The organism is Arthrobacter cupressi, assembly GCF_900099975.1.
Classification (GTDB): Bacteria; Actinomycetota; Actinomycetes; order Actinomycetales; family Micrococcaceae; genus Arthrobacter; species Arthrobacter cupressi.
In genome coordinates this window covers 144,235-161,826 of record NZ_FNEI01000007.1, presented here as the reverse complement: position 1 = coordinate 161,826, position 17,592 = coordinate 144,235, and the positions used below count along the sequence as shown (strand labels likewise).

The 17,592-nt window shown below is 65.5% G+C and carries 16 protein-coding genes and 1 pseudogene; 5 read left to right on the top strand and 12 right to left on the bottom strand.

Translation table 11 applies throughout. The features are described 5' to 3' along the window. Positions 1-2: 2 nt before the first annotated feature. The 7 genes from BLP88_RS10440 to BLP88_RS10410 all read right to left on the bottom strand — a co-directional run bounded on the left by BLP88_RS10440 (position 3) and on the right by BLP88_RS10410 (position 8,494). On the bottom strand, positions 3-1,559 hold the full coding sequence (locus BLP88_RS10440) for a glycoside hydrolase family 32 protein (RefSeq protein ID WP_074588983.1): 1,557 nt from the start codon (positions 1,557-1,559) through the stop codon (positions 3-5). Continuing rightward, positions 1,560-2,612: an ATP-binding cassette domain-containing protein gene (locus BLP88_RS10435; RefSeq protein WP_074588982.1), complete on the bottom strand. Its 1,053-nt coding sequence runs from the start codon at positions 2,610-2,612 to the stop codon at positions 1,560-1,562. Continuing rightward, positions 2,609-3,589 carry an ABC transporter ATP-binding protein gene (locus BLP88_RS10430; protein ID WP_074588980.1) on the bottom strand — a complete coding sequence of 327 codons (981 nt, stop codon included), beginning with the start codon at positions 3,587-3,589 and terminating at the stop codon, positions 2,609-2,611. Before BLP88_RS10430 ends, BLP88_RS10435 begins: the two co-directional genes overlap by 4 nt. Continuing rightward, the gene (locus BLP88_RS10425) at positions 3,586-4,620 is read right to left on the bottom strand and encodes an ABC transporter permease (protein WP_245679836.1); all 1,035 of its coding nucleotides are present in this window, start codon (positions 4,618-4,620) and stop codon (positions 3,586-3,588) included. The genes BLP88_RS10430 and BLP88_RS10425 overlap by 4 nt, the downstream gene beginning before the upstream one ends. A 9-nt stretch (positions 4,621-4,629) precedes the next feature. Next, on the bottom strand, positions 4,630-5,607 hold the full coding sequence (locus tag BLP88_RS10420) for an ABC transporter permease (protein WP_074588979.1): 978 nt from the start codon (positions 5,605-5,607) through the stop codon (positions 4,630-4,632). 123 nt (positions 5,608-5,730) lie between these two features. After that, the gene (locus BLP88_RS10415) at positions 5,731-7,410 is read right to left on the bottom strand and encodes an ABC transporter substrate-binding protein (RefSeq protein ID WP_074588977.1); all 1,680 of its coding nucleotides are present in this window, start codon (positions 7,408-7,410) and stop codon (positions 5,731-5,733) included. Positions 7,411-7,477: 67 nt separating this feature from the next. Continuing rightward, positions 7,478-8,494 carry a LacI family DNA-binding transcriptional regulator gene (locus tag BLP88_RS10410; RefSeq protein WP_074589039.1) on the bottom strand — a complete coding sequence of 339 codons (1,017 nt, stop codon included), beginning with the start codon at positions 8,492-8,494 and terminating at the stop codon, positions 7,478-7,480. 423 nt (positions 8,495-8,917) lie between these two features. On the opposite strand from BLP88_RS10410, the gene BLP88_RS10405 reads away from it, so the two are divergent. Both BLP88_RS10405 and BLP88_RS10400 read left to right on the top strand, forming a co-directional pair. Next, on the top strand, positions 8,918-9,340 hold the full coding sequence (locus BLP88_RS10405; RefSeq protein ID WP_074588976.1) for a helix-turn-helix domain-containing protein: 423 nt from the start codon (positions 8,918-8,920) through the stop codon (positions 9,338-9,340). A 95-nt stretch (positions 9,341-9,435) separates the two neighbouring features. Then, positions 9,436-9,657 (top strand): hypothetical protein, encoded by a 222-nt coding sequence (locus BLP88_RS10400; RefSeq protein WP_074588974.1) that lies wholly within the window; start codon positions 9,436-9,438, stop codon positions 9,655-9,657. A 26-nt stretch (positions 9,658-9,683) separates the two neighbouring features. Here the strand turns inward: BLP88_RS10400 and BLP88_RS10395 are convergent, their stop codons facing one another. Together BLP88_RS10395 and BLP88_RS10390 are read right to left on the bottom strand one after the other, a co-directional pair. Next, a complete protein-coding gene (locus tag BLP88_RS10395; RefSeq protein ID WP_074588973.1) occupies positions 9,684-10,898 on the bottom strand; it encodes a helix-turn-helix domain-containing protein in 1,215 nt (404 codons plus the stop codon). 9 nt (positions 10,899-10,907) lie between these two features. Beyond that, positions 10,908-12,284 carry a cation:dicarboxylate symporter family transporter gene (locus BLP88_RS10390; protein WP_084111072.1) on the bottom strand — a complete coding sequence of 459 codons (1,377 nt, stop codon included), beginning with the start codon at positions 12,282-12,284 and terminating at the stop codon, positions 10,908-10,910. Positions 12,285-12,443: 159 nt separating this feature from the next. Here BLP88_RS10390 and BLP88_RS19300 point away from each other — a divergent pair. Further along, positions 12,444-12,578: pseudogene (locus BLP88_RS19300) on the top strand (LysR family transcriptional regulator); the annotation flags it as partial. Positions 12,579-13,053: 475 nt separating this feature from the next. On the opposite strand, the gene BLP88_RS10380 reads toward BLP88_RS19300, so the two are convergent. Next, complete coding sequence (locus BLP88_RS10380) at positions 13,054-13,725, bottom strand: haloacid dehalogenase type II (RefSeq protein WP_074588971.1); 672 nt, start codon at positions 13,723-13,725, stop codon at positions 13,054-13,056. Positions 13,726-13,818: 93 nt separating this feature from the next. After that, positions 13,819-15,003: an N-methyl-L-tryptophan oxidase gene (gene solA, locus BLP88_RS10375; protein ID WP_074588969.1), complete on the bottom strand. Its 1,185-nt coding sequence runs from the start codon at positions 15,001-15,003 to the stop codon at positions 13,819-13,821. A 173-nt stretch (positions 15,004-15,176) separates the two neighbouring features. Here solA and BLP88_RS10370 point away from each other — a divergent pair, with 173 nt between their 5' ends. Then, positions 15,177-16,082, top strand: a complete 906-nt coding sequence (locus BLP88_RS10370) for a LysR family transcriptional regulator (RefSeq protein WP_074588968.1) — start codon at positions 15,177-15,179, stop codon at positions 16,080-16,082. A 62-nt stretch (positions 16,083-16,144) separates the two neighbouring features. Here the strand turns inward: BLP88_RS10370 and BLP88_RS10365 are convergent, their stop codons facing one another. Next, positions 16,145-16,504: a cupin domain-containing protein gene (locus BLP88_RS10365; protein WP_074588967.1), complete on the bottom strand. Its 360-nt coding sequence runs from the start codon at positions 16,502-16,504 to the stop codon at positions 16,145-16,147. A gap of 339 nt (positions 16,505-16,843) precedes the next feature. Here BLP88_RS10365 and BLP88_RS10360 point away from each other — a divergent pair, with 339 nt between their 5' ends. Next, a complete protein-coding gene (locus BLP88_RS10360; protein WP_139163357.1) occupies positions 16,844-17,575 on the top strand; it encodes an aspartate/glutamate racemase family protein in 732 nt (243 codons plus the stop codon). Positions 17,576-17,592 lie beyond the last annotated feature (17 nt).

The following is a 17,592-nucleotide window of genomic DNA, read 5'->3' as shown; positions in this document are numbered from 1 at the left end:
AGTTAAGGGAAAAGGGTGCGCTCACCTCCGAAGATCTCCCCCATGGTCCAGGCATCGAAGGACAGCAGCCGCGCGGTTCCCGCCGCGGCCGTGAGGGTGACGGCCTCCCCGCCCAGCGTCGGGTAGGCGCGGGCGGTGAGCGGCTTGCCGTTCGCGAAGATCTCGACGGCGGAGCGGTCCACGAGGACGCGCAGGGACACCCGGCCACCGGGCATCGGCACGGGGCCTTCCCGCGGCTCGGCGTCCAGGCCTTCCTCCTCTGCGGAAAGGCTGCTGCGGCTGCGGTCCAGCCGCAGCGTTCCGGTGCTGCCGTCCGGGTCCAGGGCCAGTTCGACGGCGGTTTCCTCGCGTCCGTCGGCCGAGCCCAGGACACCGAGCCGCACCACGGAACCGGCGGACAGCTGGAGCTCGAGTTCCAGATCCAGCTGCTTGCCGGAGATCCCGGTCTCCACCGGTGTGCCCGCACCCACCAGCACCCGCCCCGGCAGTTGGACATGTCCGGTCCGAAAGCGTTCCAGCTCGGGCACCGGAGCGAAGGACAGCGTGCCGTCCGCGGCCAGGGTGGTGACGCGCGGCAGGCTCATCACGCCGGACCAGCCGGCCTCAACGGACGCCTCCTCGGGGCGGCCTTCCTGCAGCCAGCCGAACATGATCCGGCGGCCTGACTCATCGAGGAAGGACTGCGGGGCGTAGAAGAACCGGCCACCGTAGTCGAGCCGGTGCAGGGCGGCGGGTTCGAAGGTGTCGCCGGAGTACCGGCCGCTCCAGTACAGCGGGTGGCGGGTGTCGCCGTCGTTCCAGGCGGAGAAGACCAGCGCATCCGGCGCCGCATCCTCCGAGGCACCGCCCAAAACACCTGCACCCGCGCGGAACAGGTCCACGCATTCCCACATGGTGCCGGTCCAGTCAGTGGCTTCCTCGGCCTGAGCCGAGGCGTCGCCGATGAACAGCGGGCCCACGTAGTCCCAGGAGCGCAGGTCCGCCGACTCATAGAGGAACGCCGTGCCGCCGCGGCCGCGGATGCCCGAACCCACCAGCTGCCGCCACACGGAACCCTCGCGCCACACGCAGTGGTCCCGGTAGGCGGTGATGTCGACTCCGGCGGGCGGGGCCGCGATGACCGGGTTTTCGGGGGCCTTGGTCCAGGACAGCAGGTCCGGCGAACCAACCGCCACGCAGGGCAGTTCGCGCTCGCCGTGCCGGCCGGAGTACACCAGGGTGGGCACACCGCCGTCGTTGACGAGGACGCCGGACCAGCAGCCGTCCCGGTCCGGGTCAGCGGAACCGGGCCCCGGCTCCAGCGCCACCGGCGCGTCTTCCCAGTTCACCAGGTCCGTGGAGACCGCGTGGCCCCACAGGATCCGGTGGTGGAAGGCCCCTTCCGGGTTGTACTGGTAGAAGAGGTGGTACGTGCCGTTCCACTGGCTGACGCCGTTGGGGTCGTTGAGCCAGCCGGCCGGGGACACGAAATGGAAGCGGGGCCGGTGCGGGTCGGCTTCCGCGCGGGCCACGAGTTCGCCGCGGGGGACGGTGGCCAGCGGGTGGGTCAGTTCAGTCATTCAGGAGACCTTGGATTCTACGAGGGCGTGGCCGGCCGAGCCGGCGGCGGGACGGTACAGGTGGCAGCGCACCCAGTGGCGGTTGTCGGGGCTGCCCACCCGGTGGCGGACGGGCTGCTCGGCGGAGCAGGGCTGTTCCGGGTCGCCGTCGAACGCGCACGACGCCGGACTCATCACCGCGGCGCGCAGCTCCGCCCTGCGGACGGGGTCATAGGAGCCCGAACGCGCCGGATCCGGCACCGCGGAGACCAGCAGCTGGGTGTACGGATGGGCGGGGTTGGCCAGCAGGTCCAGGGACTCGCCTTCCTCCACTAGTTCCCCGGCGAACATCACGGCCGTGCGGTCCGCGAGGTAGCGGGCGGAGGCGAGGTCGTGGGTGATGTAGAGCATGGAGATGCCCTGCTCGTCGCGGAGCTTGCGCATCAGGTTCAGGATCCCGATCCGCACCGAAACGTCCAGCATGGACGTGGGCTCGTCGGCGAGGATCACCTGCGGTTCCACGGCGAGCGCCCGGGCGATGGCCACGCGCTGGCGCTGCCCGCCGGAAAGTTCGTGCGGGTAGGAGTTGAGCATGTCCGGCTGCAGGCCCACGGTGGCCATGAGTTCCTCGAGGCGGCGCTGCGTTGCGGCGGCGGAGCCTGCCTTGCCGTGGATGGCCAGGGAGCGGCGCAGGAAGTGCTCGATCCGGTGCGCCGGGTTGAGCGAGCCGAAGGGATCCTGGAAAACCATCTGGAGTTGCGAGCGGTACGCCCGCGAGGCCTGGAAGCGGTCGCGCTTGAGGACGTCGACGCCGTCCAGCAGGATCTCCCCTGAGCTCGGCTTTTCGAGGCGGGCCACGCAGCGGGCCAGGGTGCTCTTGCCGGAGCCGGATTCGCCCACCAGGGCCACGATTTCGCCGCGGCCCAGGCTCAGGTCCACCTGGTGCAGGGCGCGGACGGACTTGCGGGAGAGCAGCCCGCCGATAGGGAAGGTCTTGCTGAGGCCGCGGATTTCCAGGGCTGGTTGCCCGGTTCCGGCGGTGGGCGCCGCGGCGCCCAAAACGGTGCTGCTCATCGGGTGGCTCCTTCCAGGGTGCCGGCTTCCAGGGCGCCGGATCCGCCCGCCGCGACGGCGGTCGCACCGAACGGTGCCACGAAATGGCCGGGCGACGCCTCGGCGAGGTCGGGGATGTTGCGGAACTTCACGCCGTCGGCCAATCCGGTGAGCGGAACCCGCGGCCCGGTGAGCGGCGGGAAGGCGCCCATGAGGGCCTGCGTGTAGGGGTGCTGGGGGGCGGTGTGGATGTCCGCGGCCTTGGCGGTTTCCACGATCCGGCCGCCGTACATCACGGCCATGCGGTGCGAGAGTTCCACCATGAGGGACATGTCGTGCGTGATGAACAGGACGGAGAAGCCCAGTTCGTGCTGTAGTTCCTTGATCTGGGCCATGATTTCCTGCTGCACCACCACGTCCAGCGCAGTGGTGGGTTCGTCCAGGATCAGCAGGGACGGCTTGAGGGCCACCGCCATGGCGATCACGGCCCGCTGGCGCATGCCGCCGGAGAGCTGGTGCGGGTAGGACTTCAGCCGCACCGGATCGATCCGGACCAGTTCCAGCAACTCCGCGGCCCGGCGCAGGGATTCCTTGCGCGAATACCCGGCGTGGGTGGTGTAGATATCCGTGATCTGTTCGCCGACGGTCAGCACCGGGTTGAGCGAGTTCATGGCCGACTGGAACACCATGGCCACGTCCTGCCAGCGGAAGCGCCGCAGCTCCTCCGGGCCCATGCCCAGCACGTCCTTGCCGCCGAAGCGGATGCTGCCGCCGGCGATCTTGGCCGGGTCCTTGAGCAGTCGCATGATCGAGTTGGCGATGGTGGACTTGCCGCAGCCGGATTCGCCGGCCAGGCCGAAGATCTCGCCGGTGCCGATGCTGAAGGAAACCCGGTCGACGGCGGTGGTGGAGCGGGTGTCGCCCACGTACTTGACGGTGAGGTCCTTGACCTCCAGGACCGGCTCGTGCGAGCCGAAGGAGACTTGGGAGATGGTCATTTCGCTGTGTTCCCTTCCGAAGCAGTGCTCCTTCGGGCGGTTGTTCCGACGACGGCGGCCGGCTTGGCTGCCTTGATCTTGCGCAGGCGGGGGTTGGTGACCTCGTCCACGGCGTAGTTGATGAGGGCCAGCGCGAAGGCGACGAGCGCGATGCACAGGCCCGAGGGCACGAACACCCACCAACTGCCGGTGAGCAGGGCGCCTTCGTTGCCGGCCCAGAAGAGGTTGTTGCCCCAGGAGACGGTGCTGACGTCGCCCAGGCCCAGGAATTCCAGGCCCGCCTGCGCGCCGATGCCGTAGATGACGCAGGCCAGCAGGGTGCCCATCACGATCGAGGCCATGTTGGGCAGGATCTCGCGGAACATGATCCGCCCGGCCCGTTCGCCGGACACCACGGCCGCGGCCACGAAGTCCTTGGAGCGGATGGACAGGGCCTGAGAGCGCAGCACCCGGGCCGAGCCTGCCCAGCCGGTAACGATCAGCACCAGGATCACGGTGCCCAGGCCGGGGGGCAGGAAGGCGGCCAGGATGACCAGCAGGGGCAGGCCCGGCAGGAGCAGGAACACGTTGGTGACCAGGGACAAAGCCTCGTCAATGAACTTGCCGAAGTACGCGGAGGCCAGGCCCACCAGGATGCCGACCAAGGTGGAAGCGAAGCCCACCGTGAGGCCCACCAGCAGGGAGCTGCGGGCGCCGTGGATGGTCAGGGCCATGACGTCCTGGCCCTTGGCGGTGGTGCCCAGCCAGTGCTCGGCCGACGGTTCCAGGCTGGCCATGTCCGTGATGCGGGAGGGATCGCCCGGGAAGAGCACCGGCGCCAGGAGTGCCAGAGCGATGAACACGAGCAGGATCGCGGCGCCCACCATGGCCTTGGGGTTGGTCAGGAGTCCGTGGATGAGGCCCTGCCGCGGCCTGCGGGGCGCGGGTGCGGAAGCGGCGCCGGGTGCCGGAGCCCCGGTGGCGGGGGCCGCCGTCGGGCGCTCCACTGCGGCGTCCGCCGCGGAAGGTGACGGATGGATGTAGGTAGTCATCGGTTGCCCCTAGCTGGCGCGCACGCGCGGGTCGAGGCGGACGTAGAAGATGTCCACCAGGAAGTTGGCCAGCAGCACGGCGGCCGTGATGGTCAGGAAGAGGCCCTGCATGAGCGGGTAGTCCAGGCCCTGCACCGCGTTCAGCAGTTGGTAGCCGACGCCCGGGTAGGCGAACACCACCTCGGTCAGCAGCGCACCGCCCACCACGAAGCCCAGGCTCATGCCGAAGCTCGTCACCGAGGGCAGCATGGCGTTGCGGGCGGCGTAGCGGAACATGATCCGGCCCGGCTTGAGCCCTTTCGCCTCGGCCATGGTGATGTAGTCCTCGGCGTTGGTGGCGATCATCGTGTTGCGCATGCCCAGCATCCAGCCGCCGATCGAGACCAGCACGATCGTCAGGGCCGGTAGCACCAGGTGGGCGCCGGCGTCGGAGATGAACTCCCAGGTGAACGCAGGCTCCAAGCCGTCGCTGAACGCGTGGCGGAGCGGGGACCAGCCCAGGATCACGCCGAACAGGTACAGCGCCCCCATCGCGAGCCAGAAGTACGGGAAGGAGCCGACGAAGACCAGCAGCGGCGGCAGGGCCGAGTCGATCGCGCCGCCGCGCCGCCAGGCGGCCAGGATGCCCAGCAGGTTGCCCACGACGGCGGCAATCACCAAGGCGGTCCCGCCAAGCAGGAGGGTCCAGCCGATCTGGGAGGCGATGACCTCGGTGACGGGCGTGGGGAAGCGGGTGATGGACACGCCCATGTTGCCGGTGACGATGTTGTGCAGGTAGTCGGCGTACTGCTCCCAGATGGGGCGGCTGTCCACGCCGAGGAGCTTGCGCAGTGCCTCGATCTGTTCGGGCTGCATCTGGCCGGCGGAGCGGGCGAACATGCGGGAGACGGGGTCGCCGGGCATGAAGCGCGGGAGCAGGAAGTTCAGTGTGATGGATACCCAGAAGGCGATCAGGTAGAAACCTAAACGGCGCAGGATGAAGCGCACGGTTTCCCTCCATTCGGGAATTGCGGGTGGCCGGAACCGTGGAGGTCACGGCCGGAAAAGAGAAGTGGTGCCCTGGGCTGCGGACGGCTTGGGGAGCGCCCGCAGCCCAGGTATGGGAAGGCGTTACTTGCGCGGTTCCAGGGTGGTCAGGACCAGGACCGTGGTGGGTGCGCGCACCGAAAGGGTGGCGTAGGGGTTGTCCTGCGTGGGCCAGCCGGTGAAGCGGGTGTCGTTGTAGGCGCCCCATTCCGGCCCGGAGAACAGCGGCACCAGCGGCGCGGCGTCGTTGTACTCTTCCTGGAGCTTGTAGGCGATGTCCTTCTGCTTGGCTTCGTCGCCGGCGGCGACGAACTCCTTCAAGAGGGCGTCGGCCTTCGGGTCACCGAAGCGGTGGTAGTTGTCGAAGGTCTTGGTGCCCACCGGCTTGACCGTGGCGGAGCCCATGGAGGTGTTGAAGTACTTGTACGGGCTGGGGTCGTTGGCGCTCCAGACGATGCCGGAGTCGAAGGTGCCCTGCTCGTATCCGGCCACCACTGCGGCCCAGTCCGGGGAGTCCACCTTGGCGGTGACGCCCACGGCCTGCAGGTTCTGGGAGATCACGTTGGCCACGGACAGCCAGTCGGAGGAGGAGGCGCCCACGGAGATCTTGAACTCGAAGGGCTTGCCGTCCTTCAGGGTGCGCTTGCCGTCGGCGCCCTTGGCGTAGCCGGCCTCGTCCAGGAGCTTGTTGGCTTCCTCGACGTTGAGCTTGGTCCAGCTGCAGTTGTCCTTGACGGCGGGGTTCTTCCAGCTGTCGTAATTGCCCGAGAGGCCCGTGCAGTCGGCGGGCTGGGCGTAGCCGCTCATGCCGATCTTGGTGACCTGGTCACGGTCGACGGCCATGCTGAGGGCCTTGCGGACCGCGGGGTCGTGGAACGGGGCCTTGGTGGTGTTGAGCTGCCAGTTGATCATGGCGCCCGTGGGCGGGAACCAGTAGTTGCGGTGTTCCTTGTCCTTGGCGACGAACGTCTTCTCGATGTTCGGGATGAACTGCGGGGCCCAGTCCACGTCGCCGTTCGCGGCGGCGAGGTTGGCGCCGTCGTTGCCGGCGAAGGCGAGCATCTTGATGCCGGCGATCTTCTGCTTCTCCGGCTGCCAGTAGTTGGGGTTCTTCTTCAGCACGAAGGACTGGGCCTGGAAGCTCTCCACCTCGGTGTAGGGACCGGTGCCGACCGGCTTGGCGTTGGTGTCCTTTTCCGGGTCCTTGAGCGCGGACCAGATGTGCTTGGGCAGGATGGTGAGCTGACCGACGTCGTACAGGGCCGGCGACCAGGGCGTGTTGAAGGTGAAGGTGACCTTATTGGTGCCTTCGGGGGTGACCGCCTTGAGGTACTCGAAGCCGCCCTTGATCTTCTTCTGCAGCTGGAAGGTGTAGGCGACGTCCTCGGCAACGAGGGGCTTGCCGTCGGACCACTTCACGCCGTCGCGCAGGGTGAAGGTGATGGATTTGCCGTCCTTGGCAACGTCCCATTCGGTGGCGAGCCACGGGGTGGTGTCGCCCTTGGCCGGGTTGAAGATCAGCAGGGATTCGTAGATGGATTGCTGCACCATCGGGTTCACCGTGGGAGCGAACGGGTTGAAATTGCGGATGAACGTACCCATGTCTTCACGCGGAATAGTGAGCAGGGCGTTCTGGTTCGCGGAGGATGAGGAAGAATCAGCCGGCTTGTTTGCCGTGGCTGAACAACCGGTGAGGAGCAACGCCCCCACTGCCAGGCCGGCGGCGGTGATGCGCGCAGACCTCAGAAACCGGGACTGTGTCATGATGGTTATCTCATTCCTATCTTGCTGAAAGGTGGGTTGGGGCAGATCTTCAGTGGTGATTTCGCGGTCAGACTGAAGAACGTTCAAGCAGCGGACAGTCGACCAGCTGCTGGTCGGCAGCGATCGGCTGTCCTGCTGTGAGGGCTGCGAGCGTCCGGACTCCCAGGGCCCCCATTTCTTCGAAGGGCAGCGCAACCGTGGTGAGCTTGGGCCTGAGGTAGGCCGCAATCAATTCCTGGTTGTCGAAGCCGATCACGGCGATGTCTCCGGGGATGGTCAGTCCCCGTTCCTTGATGGCGTCGTAGGCGCCCATCGCCATCCGGTCGTTGAGGCAGAACAGGGCCGTCGGCCGGCCCTCCCCTTCCGGATACCGGTCAAGAATCGTGCAGGCGGCCGCATAGCCGCCGTCCGCCGTCGCGTGTCCCGAGACGACGAGTTCCGGGTCCAGTTCCAGCCCGGCCGCGGCGAGTGCTTCGCGTGCACCCTCCAAGCGGCCGATCGCGGCGGGAATGTCCGGGTCCAGGTTGATCACGCCGATCCGGGTGTGCCCCGCCTGGAGCAAGCGTTGGACGGCGACCCGTCCGCCGGCGCGTTCGTCCGGGACGATCGAGGGCAGTTTGCCGTCGGCGTCGAAGCAGTTGATCAGCACGGTGGGCACCTCGCCGGCGCTGGCCGGGACGTGCACGCCGCGGTGGTAGGTGGCCGCGTACAGCAGCCCTTCCACGCGCTGTTCGAGCAGCTTTTCGATGGCGGCGTCTTCCAGGCCCTGGTTGGGTCCGTGCGCATCGGCCTGATCGGAGGGCGCGATGAGTAGGAAGCGGCGGTCCAGCCAGGCCTGGTCCTGGGCGCCCTTGATGATGTCGACTGCGAACGGTGCCGTGACGATCTCCGTGACGATCCCGTACCAGTCGCTGCGCTGGGAGGCCAGGGCGCGGGCGCCGGCATTGGGCCGGTAGCCGAGTTCCTGGACAGCCTCGGCAATGCGGATCTTGGTTTCCTCGGAAATGCCCGCATCCGCACGGTTGCTCAGCACGAAGGAGACAGTGGTGCGGGAAACGCCGGCGCGCCGGGCGACGTCGGTCATGGTGACCCCGCGCTGCCTGGCCTTGGCGGCCTTTGCGGCGCCGGTGCCGCTCGCGTTCGCGGCCTCGCCTGCGGCTTTGGAGGCCGTGGCGGCCTTGCCCTCGGCGGTGCTTCTCGCCATTGAATGCTCCACTTGCTCTTCGTCGAACAATGCCTGCTGCTTGCTCTGGGTGCTTGGGCTTCCGGGCTGCGCTGGTAACGCGCGTTACCTGGAAGGTGTGATTCAGGTTACGCGCGTTAGTCAGACGTGTCAACGAAGAATTTCGGCCACGTTTCCCGTGGCCCGCGCCCGCATGACCGAACCAGCCCACTTTTCGCAAAGCCTCCGCGTCCGCCCGGCAGTCCCGCGGGCCGAAAAGCGCAAGACATGGGCTGGTTGAGTCGCCAACGCAACGCGGACCGGCCGTGGCGCTAGGCTTCTGCCATGGCATTGAGAGCCCCCCGCGTCACCCCCGGCTTGGCCGCCGGGGACGTCCAGAGCCTGGCCCGTTCCCTTGAGGACAGCAACGACATCACGGTGTTCGTGGACGGCACCGTCCACCGCCTGCCGGCGGAGGCGCGGGACGCCGTGGTCGACCTGCTGCAGAGGCTCAGCCGCGGCGAAGCGGTGAGCGTCAGCAGCGTCGAGGAAATGCTCACCACTTCCCAGGCCGCGGAGCTGGCGGGCATCTCGCACACGTACCTGCGGAATATGACCGACCGCGGCGAAATCCCGGTGGAGTACCGGGGCTCGCACCGGCGCATCCGGCTCAGCGACATCATGGCCTGGCTCGCAACCCAGAAAGCCCAGAAAAAGAGCGCCGATCCAGATAGCTCCGCAGCGGAGGAGCCTGCCGGGCAAGAATGACGCCGGCCCCGCCGCACATGACGGCGTGATAAGGATCAAGCAACAATCCCGCCGAAGCGGCCGTCGGATTACACCCCCGGCGATACCCTTAATCCGTGCGAAATTTCAAGGGATGGCATATCTTGGCGGGCCTGGCCGCGATGGCCGTTGCCGCACCCTTGGGCTCCCTCATGGGGCTGAATTTCGTCGCCACTTTCATGTTCGCGGGCGTGGCCTTCGTCGCGGTCGCCTTCTGGGTGGACAACAGGCTTGCCCGGCGCCGCACCGCCCGGCCCGACGCCGGCGACCTCCCACTCCGCGACCCTGCTGATAGCTGAACCCCGCGGACAGCTAGGCGCACCCTTCAGATCCGCGGCCTGACAGCCCATCTCCTGGCCTTGAGCGCCGCGTGCAGTTCCAGCCGGACGGCCCCGTTGAGCGGGTCGACGCCGATCAGCTGCCGGATCCGCGCCAGCCGGTTGTAGATGCTGCTGCGGTGCAGGTGCAGTTCCTTCGCCACTTCCTGCACCGAGCCGTCGCTGTCGTAGAGCAGCTCAAGCACCGGCAGGAGTTCCCCGTTGCGGTCCGCGGCCTCGAGGGCTGCGAAATGCACGGAACCGTGGTCGTCCCAACCGCCGGGCGCGGTCAGCCGGTCGAACAACTGGTAGAGGCCGGTGGAGCGGCTGTCCACCAGCTCGCCCAGCCGGGGGTCGACGGCGGCGGCCTGGGCTGCGAGCTTGGCCTGCCGGTAGGCGGGGCCGAGACGGCGGATCACGGGCAGCGGTTCGCTGATGCCCAGGATCACCCGCTCCACTTTCCGCCCCGCGCGCTTGGCGAGCTCCAGCTGGTAGTGCACCAGCACCTGGGCGTGGACCGCCCGGCCCCCGGTCTCCCGGAACAGCATCACGGCGTGGGTTTCGGTTCCGGCGCTGAACAGCACGGAGTCGACCCCGATGGTGGACTGCAGCGCGGCGGAGCGGTGGATGAGGGTCGCCGCGAGGGGATCGCCGACGCCGTCGCCCCCTCCAGCGTCGAGCACCACCACCAGCTGCCAGGGGGCTTTGCCCTGGATTTCCTTCCAGCCGGCCACCGCCGCGAGCGCGTTTGACTCGCCCTCGCAGGCTGCCAGGAACTCCCGTTCGCGGCGGCGCCGGAATTCGGACTCGGCGGTGTTGGATTCCAGCAGCAGCCCGGCCAACAGGTCCAGCTCGTTCCGCACGCCGGGCAGCTGGGCGAGGATCGCCGTCGCGCTTTGCTCTTCAACGTCCTGCTGCACCCAGAGGTACCCCACCCGGAATCCGCGCACCAACAGCGGAACGCATACGCGGCCCAGCATGCCGAGCTCGTCGTTGGCCGGGACCACCACGGGGCGTACCGCCGTCGCGATCCCGTGCGAGAGTTGCCAGGCGCTGACGTCCGCGGGGACTTTCTTGCTGAGCAGGAAGTTCACCCGGACGCGGTCGGCGTGGGACTGGTTGGAGCTGTAGGAGAGCAGCACGCCGTCGAGGTCTTCCAGGGACAGGCCGCGGCCGAGCTTGAGCGCCACTTCCTCCACAAGCTGTTCGACGTCCTGCTGCATGCTGCAAGACTACTGCCGGGAAAGCTCCGGTTCCTCTCCACGGAAAGCCCGCAGCATCGCCTCACGGTCGAAGCGGCCCTCCCACTTTGCCACCACGAAGGTGGCCACGCAGTTGCCCAGCAGGTTGACCACCACGCGCATGGAGTCCATTAGGCGGTCCGCCCCGAGCAGGAGCGCGACGCCGGCCACCGGGAAGATGCCGAGCGCACCGGCGGTGGCGGACAGGGCGAGGAAGGCGGACCCGGGGACGCCGGCCATGCCCTTGGAGGTGAGCATGAGGATTCCGAGGGCGACGAGTTGCTGGCCGAGGTCGAGGTGGTGGCCGAAGGCTTGGGCCAGGAACAGCAGCGAAATCGAGAGGTAGATCGCGGCGCCGTCCAGGTTGAAGGAATAGCCGGTGGGGATGACCAGGCCGGTGGTGCTGCGCGGGCAGCCGGCGTTGGCCAGCTTGCCCATGATGCGCGGCATGACGGATTCGGTGGAGGCGGTTCCCAGCGCGAGCAGGAACTCTTCGCGGGTGTATTTCATGAACTGCCACAGCGGTACGCGCGCCACGCCCCAGGCGACCAGGAACAGCAGCGCGATGAAGACGACGGCGGCCCCGTAGCAGGCGGCGATCAGCACGGCGTAGGTGCCCAGGGAGTCGAGCCCGTACTGGCCGATGATGAAGGCCATGGCGCCAAAGGCTCCCACCGGGGCCACCTTCATGACCCAGGCCATGATCTTGAAGAAGATCTCGAGCACGGTCTCCATCAAGGTGAGCACCGGGGCGCAGCGTTCCCTGCCGATCACCACGACGGCCGAACCAAAGAAGATCGCGAAGCACAGCACCTGGAGCAGGCTGTTGTTGGCGAACGCGCCGATCACGCTGGTGGGAATGATGCCGAGCAGGAACTGGCCGGCATCCTTGGGCGGGGCGGTGCCGGTCTTGGCGTTCAGCGCGTCCTGGCTGAGCGAGTTCGGATCGATGTTGAGCCCGGCGCCGGGCTGCACCAGGTTGCCCACCACCAGCCCGAAGGCCAGTGCGAACAGTGTGGCCGCGGTGAAGTAGATGAGCGCTTTGACGCCCACGCGTCCCACGGCTTTGACGTCGCCCACCGCGGCGATTCCGGTAACGATCACGAGGAAGATCAGCGGAGCGATGATCATCTTGATGAGCTGGATGAAGCCGTCGCCGAGGGGCCGCAGCGCCGCGCCGAGGTCCGGCCAGAAGTGGCCGATCAGCACGCCCGCCACGACGGCGATCAGGATCTGCAGGAAGAGCGACTTGTAGAACGGTTTCGACAGCGGGGCCTGGGGCCCGCGGGCTGGGCCGGTGGTTTGGGCTGCGGCTGGGCCGGCAGTGCGGCCTGCGGTTTGCGCGGTCAGGGAGGCATTGGGGTCCATGGAAGACGACGATAGGGATGCCTGGTTTCAGCAATGTGGCACAAACATCACATGACGAAGCATTCTTGAAACATTCGTTCCGCCGACTGATCGGCTGATTCGCTGCAGAATACGATAGTCAAGGACGTGAATTCACAGCTGATGGGATGTTTCTGCGCAATGCTGGATCTTCGCCGCCTCACCCTGCTGAGGGAAGTCAAGCTTCATGGCAGCATGAGCGCCGCAGCACGGGAACTCGCGTACAGCCACTCGGCCATCTCCCAACAACTGGCACTCCTCGAGAAGGAAACCGGGGAGCAGTGGGTGGACGGCGGTTGGGCGCCCCCGGCCATGCCGTCCGCGGTAACCGTGCAGACGCATTGCCATGAGTATTCAACCTTCGGAACCACAGTGCAGAGGAAGGCTCTGGCGGCCCTCGGAGTAGCCGATGTCACTGAAGCAACAGGCTGCTGCGGCGTAGCGGGAAACTTCGGATTCGAAGCCAACCACTACGGGATTTCCATGAAGGTGGCGCAACAGGCACTTGCTCCCGCCCTTGAAGGCACTGCGCCGGACACCCCGGTCCTTGCCGATGGCTTCAGCTGCGCAATGCAGGTCAAGCAGTTGGAACCGCAGCGCAAGAGCCTCCACCTTGCCGAACTCCTGGATCCGGGAAACACTGCCTCCTAGCCTCAGGGCGGGTTCGGACATGCAAGAAGCCTGCCAGCAATTTGCTGGCAGGCTTCTTGCACTGTGAATGGCTACTCCGCTCGCGGCCGGTACCTTGAAGTTAGAGGCCGAGGAGCTTGTTCAGCTCGTCCAGTGACTTAACGGTGTGGATGTTGTAGCCCGGAGTGAAGGGTTCAGCCCCACGCTCCAGCATGACGAGATCCCGGAAGCCCATGTTGTACATCGGGATGTGGTCGTACAGCGGGTGACAGGAGACGTGCAGGAAGTCCTCAGGCCTGGCGTTCAGGGTGTCCAGCATGTACTCGAATGCCTGGAGGCGTGGCTTGTAGGCTTGGGCCTGCTCAGCGGTAAAGACAGCGTGCCACTCTGCACCGAGCTTGGGGATGCTGATGTCCAGGAAGCTGTTGTCCGCGTTGGACAGGGCAACCAGCTTGTAGTTGTCGCCCTGCAGCTTCAGGGCAGCCGGCACGTCCTCGTGCGCCACGGCGTCGCGCACTGCCTGAGCGAGCTCTGCGCCGGCGCCGGGGGTCGGTCCAATGCCAAACCGCTTGCAGGCACGGTCAAAGGCGTTCTGAAGGATCTGCTCGTAGGGCTTGTAGTCACCCTGAACCTCGTCGAACCGGTAGGCGCGGAACAACCTCTTGAACTCCAGCCACTGCTCGTCAGGGATACGGCCATCGAGAAGGCGCTGGGTTGTGGGATAGATGGTGAAGTTGACCAGTGTGCCGTAGACATCGTAAGAGATGTACTTCGGCCGGAAGTTGGCTGGCATGTTTATTCCGTTCTAGTTGTTGGTATTTTTTGCGGTTCAAGATTTCAACAATCGCCGACGGGTGGTGGCTTTGTTGAAGGATCGGTGCTGCTCTTAGCTCAGAGCCAGCGACGTGAGTCGCGTGTCAGGTCCGAGGAACCGTGCTGGGTTCATGAAGCTGACGTCGGTGGCCGTTGTTCCCTCCAACAGGAGGTCGGCGGCAATTGCGCCCATGGCAGAGGCCATCTTGAAGCCGTGGCCGGAGAAGCCGGCCGCCACGATGACCCCTTCCATTCCGGGTACCCTACCGAACAGAGCGGTCTGGTCTGGCAGATGGCCGTCGGCGCACGTGGCAACCCGCACCGGGTCGGGGATCAGTCCCGGTATGAATTCCCGGACCCATGCCCGGATAGGTTCCAAGAACTCGGGGGCCCAGGTGGGAGGCTTTTCCATGGACTGAACGTCGTCCATATAGACGCTGCCAACGACTTTCATGGTCCAACCGTCAGCGCTCGGGAACCCGTAGAACTGAGCCTTGTCCGACCTTCCTTCTTCCTCCGCCCTCCTGACGAAGACCGGCATATCTTCCCTCAAGAAAGAGCTTGGATCCACAGCGGGGAACCAGGTGAGGACCTGGGGACGGATTGCAAGATGAACGCCGAGTTCCTTGCATACCGCGCCGGCACCGTTACCCTGCGATACGACCACCCGGGAAGCAATGATTTCTTCTTGATCTGTCCGGACGATGTACCGGTCACCGTACTTCTCCACGCTCTGCGCTTTACGGTTGCCCAGGAACGTCGCCCCCAGCCGTTTGGCTTCAGCAAGGGCAGCGGTCACGGCCTTCTCGGACTTCAGATAGCCGCCCTCAGGATCGAAGATCGTGACGTCGGTGTCCCTGATCGAGTGTTCGGGATACTTGGCCCTTGCCTCCTCGCCACGCAAGAGGTCGTAGTCGAGGCCATTGTCCCGCCCGGCTGCAAGGAGCGATGCCAATCGCGCATTGTGCTCGTCGTAAATCGTGACAGCGCCGGTCGCGTTGAGCAGTTGAGTTCCGCTGATCTTCTCCAGTTCACGCCAGAGATCCTGCGACCTCTGCAGGACAGGTGTGTAATGCCCGCCTTCGGCATACACCTTACGGAAAATACGTGATTCACCGGCGTAGGCGGAAAAGGGGCCCGGGATCGAAAACCGGTCTATTCCGATGACCCGCAGGCCACGGGACGCAAGCTGCCAACTCGCCAGGCTTCCTACAGAGCCGACTCCGACGATTACAACGTCCGCTTCAAGTGCAGTCATGCTTCCACCTTGTTTTCCCTCATTGAAAGCCTCTGTCTCGATTCCGCGTTCGCCTCTAAGGGCAATACCTTTGGCTGCGGTTGCTTTCAGTCAAACCAGCGTACGACACAAGAAGAATCGGATTAACGACTCATGAGACAATGCATTGTTGCCGAAAACGAAAGAAGCAAGAGATGGAACTCACATCGATCGACGATTTGGAGTTTTTTGAACAGATCTCCCGTTCCCAGAGCCTCACTGAAGCTGCCAGGAACTGGGGAAAGTCCGTATCCGCGGTAAGCAAACGCCTTGCTGCTCTTGAGTCTCGGCTGGGGGTACCGTTGGTCCGGCGAAGCACACGCCGGCTGACCCTCACCGAAGAGGGGCAGCGCTATGCGGCAGGGGCCGTGGCCATCCTGCAGCAGAAAACCGACCTCGAAGAAGCCCTGTCCGAGCAGCACGGTGAGCTAAAGGGGCGGATCAGGGTGCATTCGTCTCTGGGCATCGGCCGCAAGCACATTGCGCCACTTTTGGGCGAATTCGTCCGCGAGCACCCGCTGATCCAGATAGATCTGCAGCTTTCACCGCTGCCTCTGAACATCTCCGGTACGAATTTCGACATCGCCATCCGCGTCGGAGGGCTGTCGGACTCCAGGCTCAAGGCCAAGCTTCTGGCGCGGAACCGCAGGATTGTGTGTGCCGCCCCCGGCTACTTTGATGGCGCCCCGCCGGTGCGCACCATCAGGGACTTGGAACGGCACAACTGCATCGTGCTGCGTGAAAACAATGCCGACTACTCGTTATGGCGCTTTGGCGAGAATGAGCAGGAGTACATCGACGTCGGAGGCAGCATGATCAGCGACGACGGCGACGTGGTGACTGACTGGTGCGTCCAGGGCCTGGGACTAATCATGCGCTCCACTTGGCACGTCAACCCGATGATCCAGCAGGGACTGCTCCAGCAGGTCCTCCCGGACGTCCCGACGCCCGACGCCGACATTTACGCCCTCTACCCGGCCACGACCAGAACGCCCCGACGAATCACCGCGGCCATTGAGCATCTGAGGCAGGGCCTCGCGGCGAGGATAGGTCCCCGGTGAGAGAAGAGCCCCGGGACAGCAACAGCTGTCCCGGGGCTCTCTTACCGTCACCGTGATACCGGCTACTCGGTCGTCGCCGGGGCATCCTTGACAACCCACACCTTCCGGACGGTTTCGTGGATAGTCCACGTGCCCTCCCAGCCGACCGGCATCACGAACAGAGTACCCGGGCCAATGTCAAAGCTAGTGCCATCCACTTCAGTGATGGTGGCGGACCCACTCAGAATGTAGCAGATCTCGTCGTTCTGACGGACGGATTTGGATACTCCCGGAGTTGCCTCCCAAATACCCGTTTTGAAGTCGCCCCTGGCCCAAAGGCGGAAGTCCGCGTCCGTCTGGCCGGGCGAAACCGAATTCACTTTCGGAGTGTGCTCCCCCGGATCTGCGGTGGTTGCATCGCTCATAACGGTGGCCTTGACCATAGCTGGCTCCTTCTCAATCTTTCCCTTGTTGAACGCCGTTGTCCCGATTCCCGGGTCTGCCCCCTGACGGGCACTGCCATCGGCCTTGCTAGCGTATGTGAGAAGAAGATGCTGATTATGGGCGCATCAGGCAATGCATTGTTTCCTCGAGCGACAAAAGTTGCAGGGCCACTTCAAGCCTGACCGCTCCCACTCCTTTCGACTCAAGAAATAATGCTTTGTCTCATCCGGCCCTAATCAGCGGCTTCTCGTCTCGTACGCTGGACTGGCTGGAAGCAGAACGCATGCTATCCACGGCAGAAGTCACCAACCGCGTTTAACAAAGCGAAAGACTCAACCATGACTAACACTGCGCCCCAGCCCCGGGGCTGCGCTCCTTTGGAAGGCCTGAACGTGAACCAGACTCCGTTGCTTGCAATGCTGCACACAGTCCCGGGCCTGGTCCCGGACATGGAAGCCCGGGCTTCGGACGCCCTTCCTGGCATTCGCGTCCTGCATTACGTGGACGAGTCACTGCTCCGGGACACCATAGTCGAAGGATTGACGCCAGGGCATGTTCGTCGCCGGTTGATCAGCTATGCCCGCTATGCCGAGGAATCAGGTGCCGAAGCGCTGTTGGTGAGTTGCTCCTCCATCGGTGAAGCGGCCACCGCCGCCCAGGACTTTGTGTCCATCCCCGTCCTGCGCATCGACACCCCCATGGCGGACCTCGCTGTAGCATCCGGCCAGAGGATCGGCGTACTCGCGACCGTTTCTGCGACCCTTGGGCCCACTACCCGGCTTGTCCAAGCCGCAGCCACGAGGCAGAACAAGACGCCCGACATCACCGCCAGAAAGGTGGACGGCGCATTCGACGCCCTCCGCGCAGGTGACCGGGAAAAGCATGACACGCTGGTCCTCGCCGCATTCCTGAAACTGGCAGCCGAGTGCGACGTCGTCGTTCTCGCCCAAGCGTCCATGGCCCGGGTCGTCAAGCACACCCAAGAACAGCCCGGAGGACCGATCGTCCTTACTTCCCCTGACTCGGGCATGACCCAGCTCAGCGCGATCTTCCCCTCCAAAGACTCATAAGAATTACTTCTACCCGG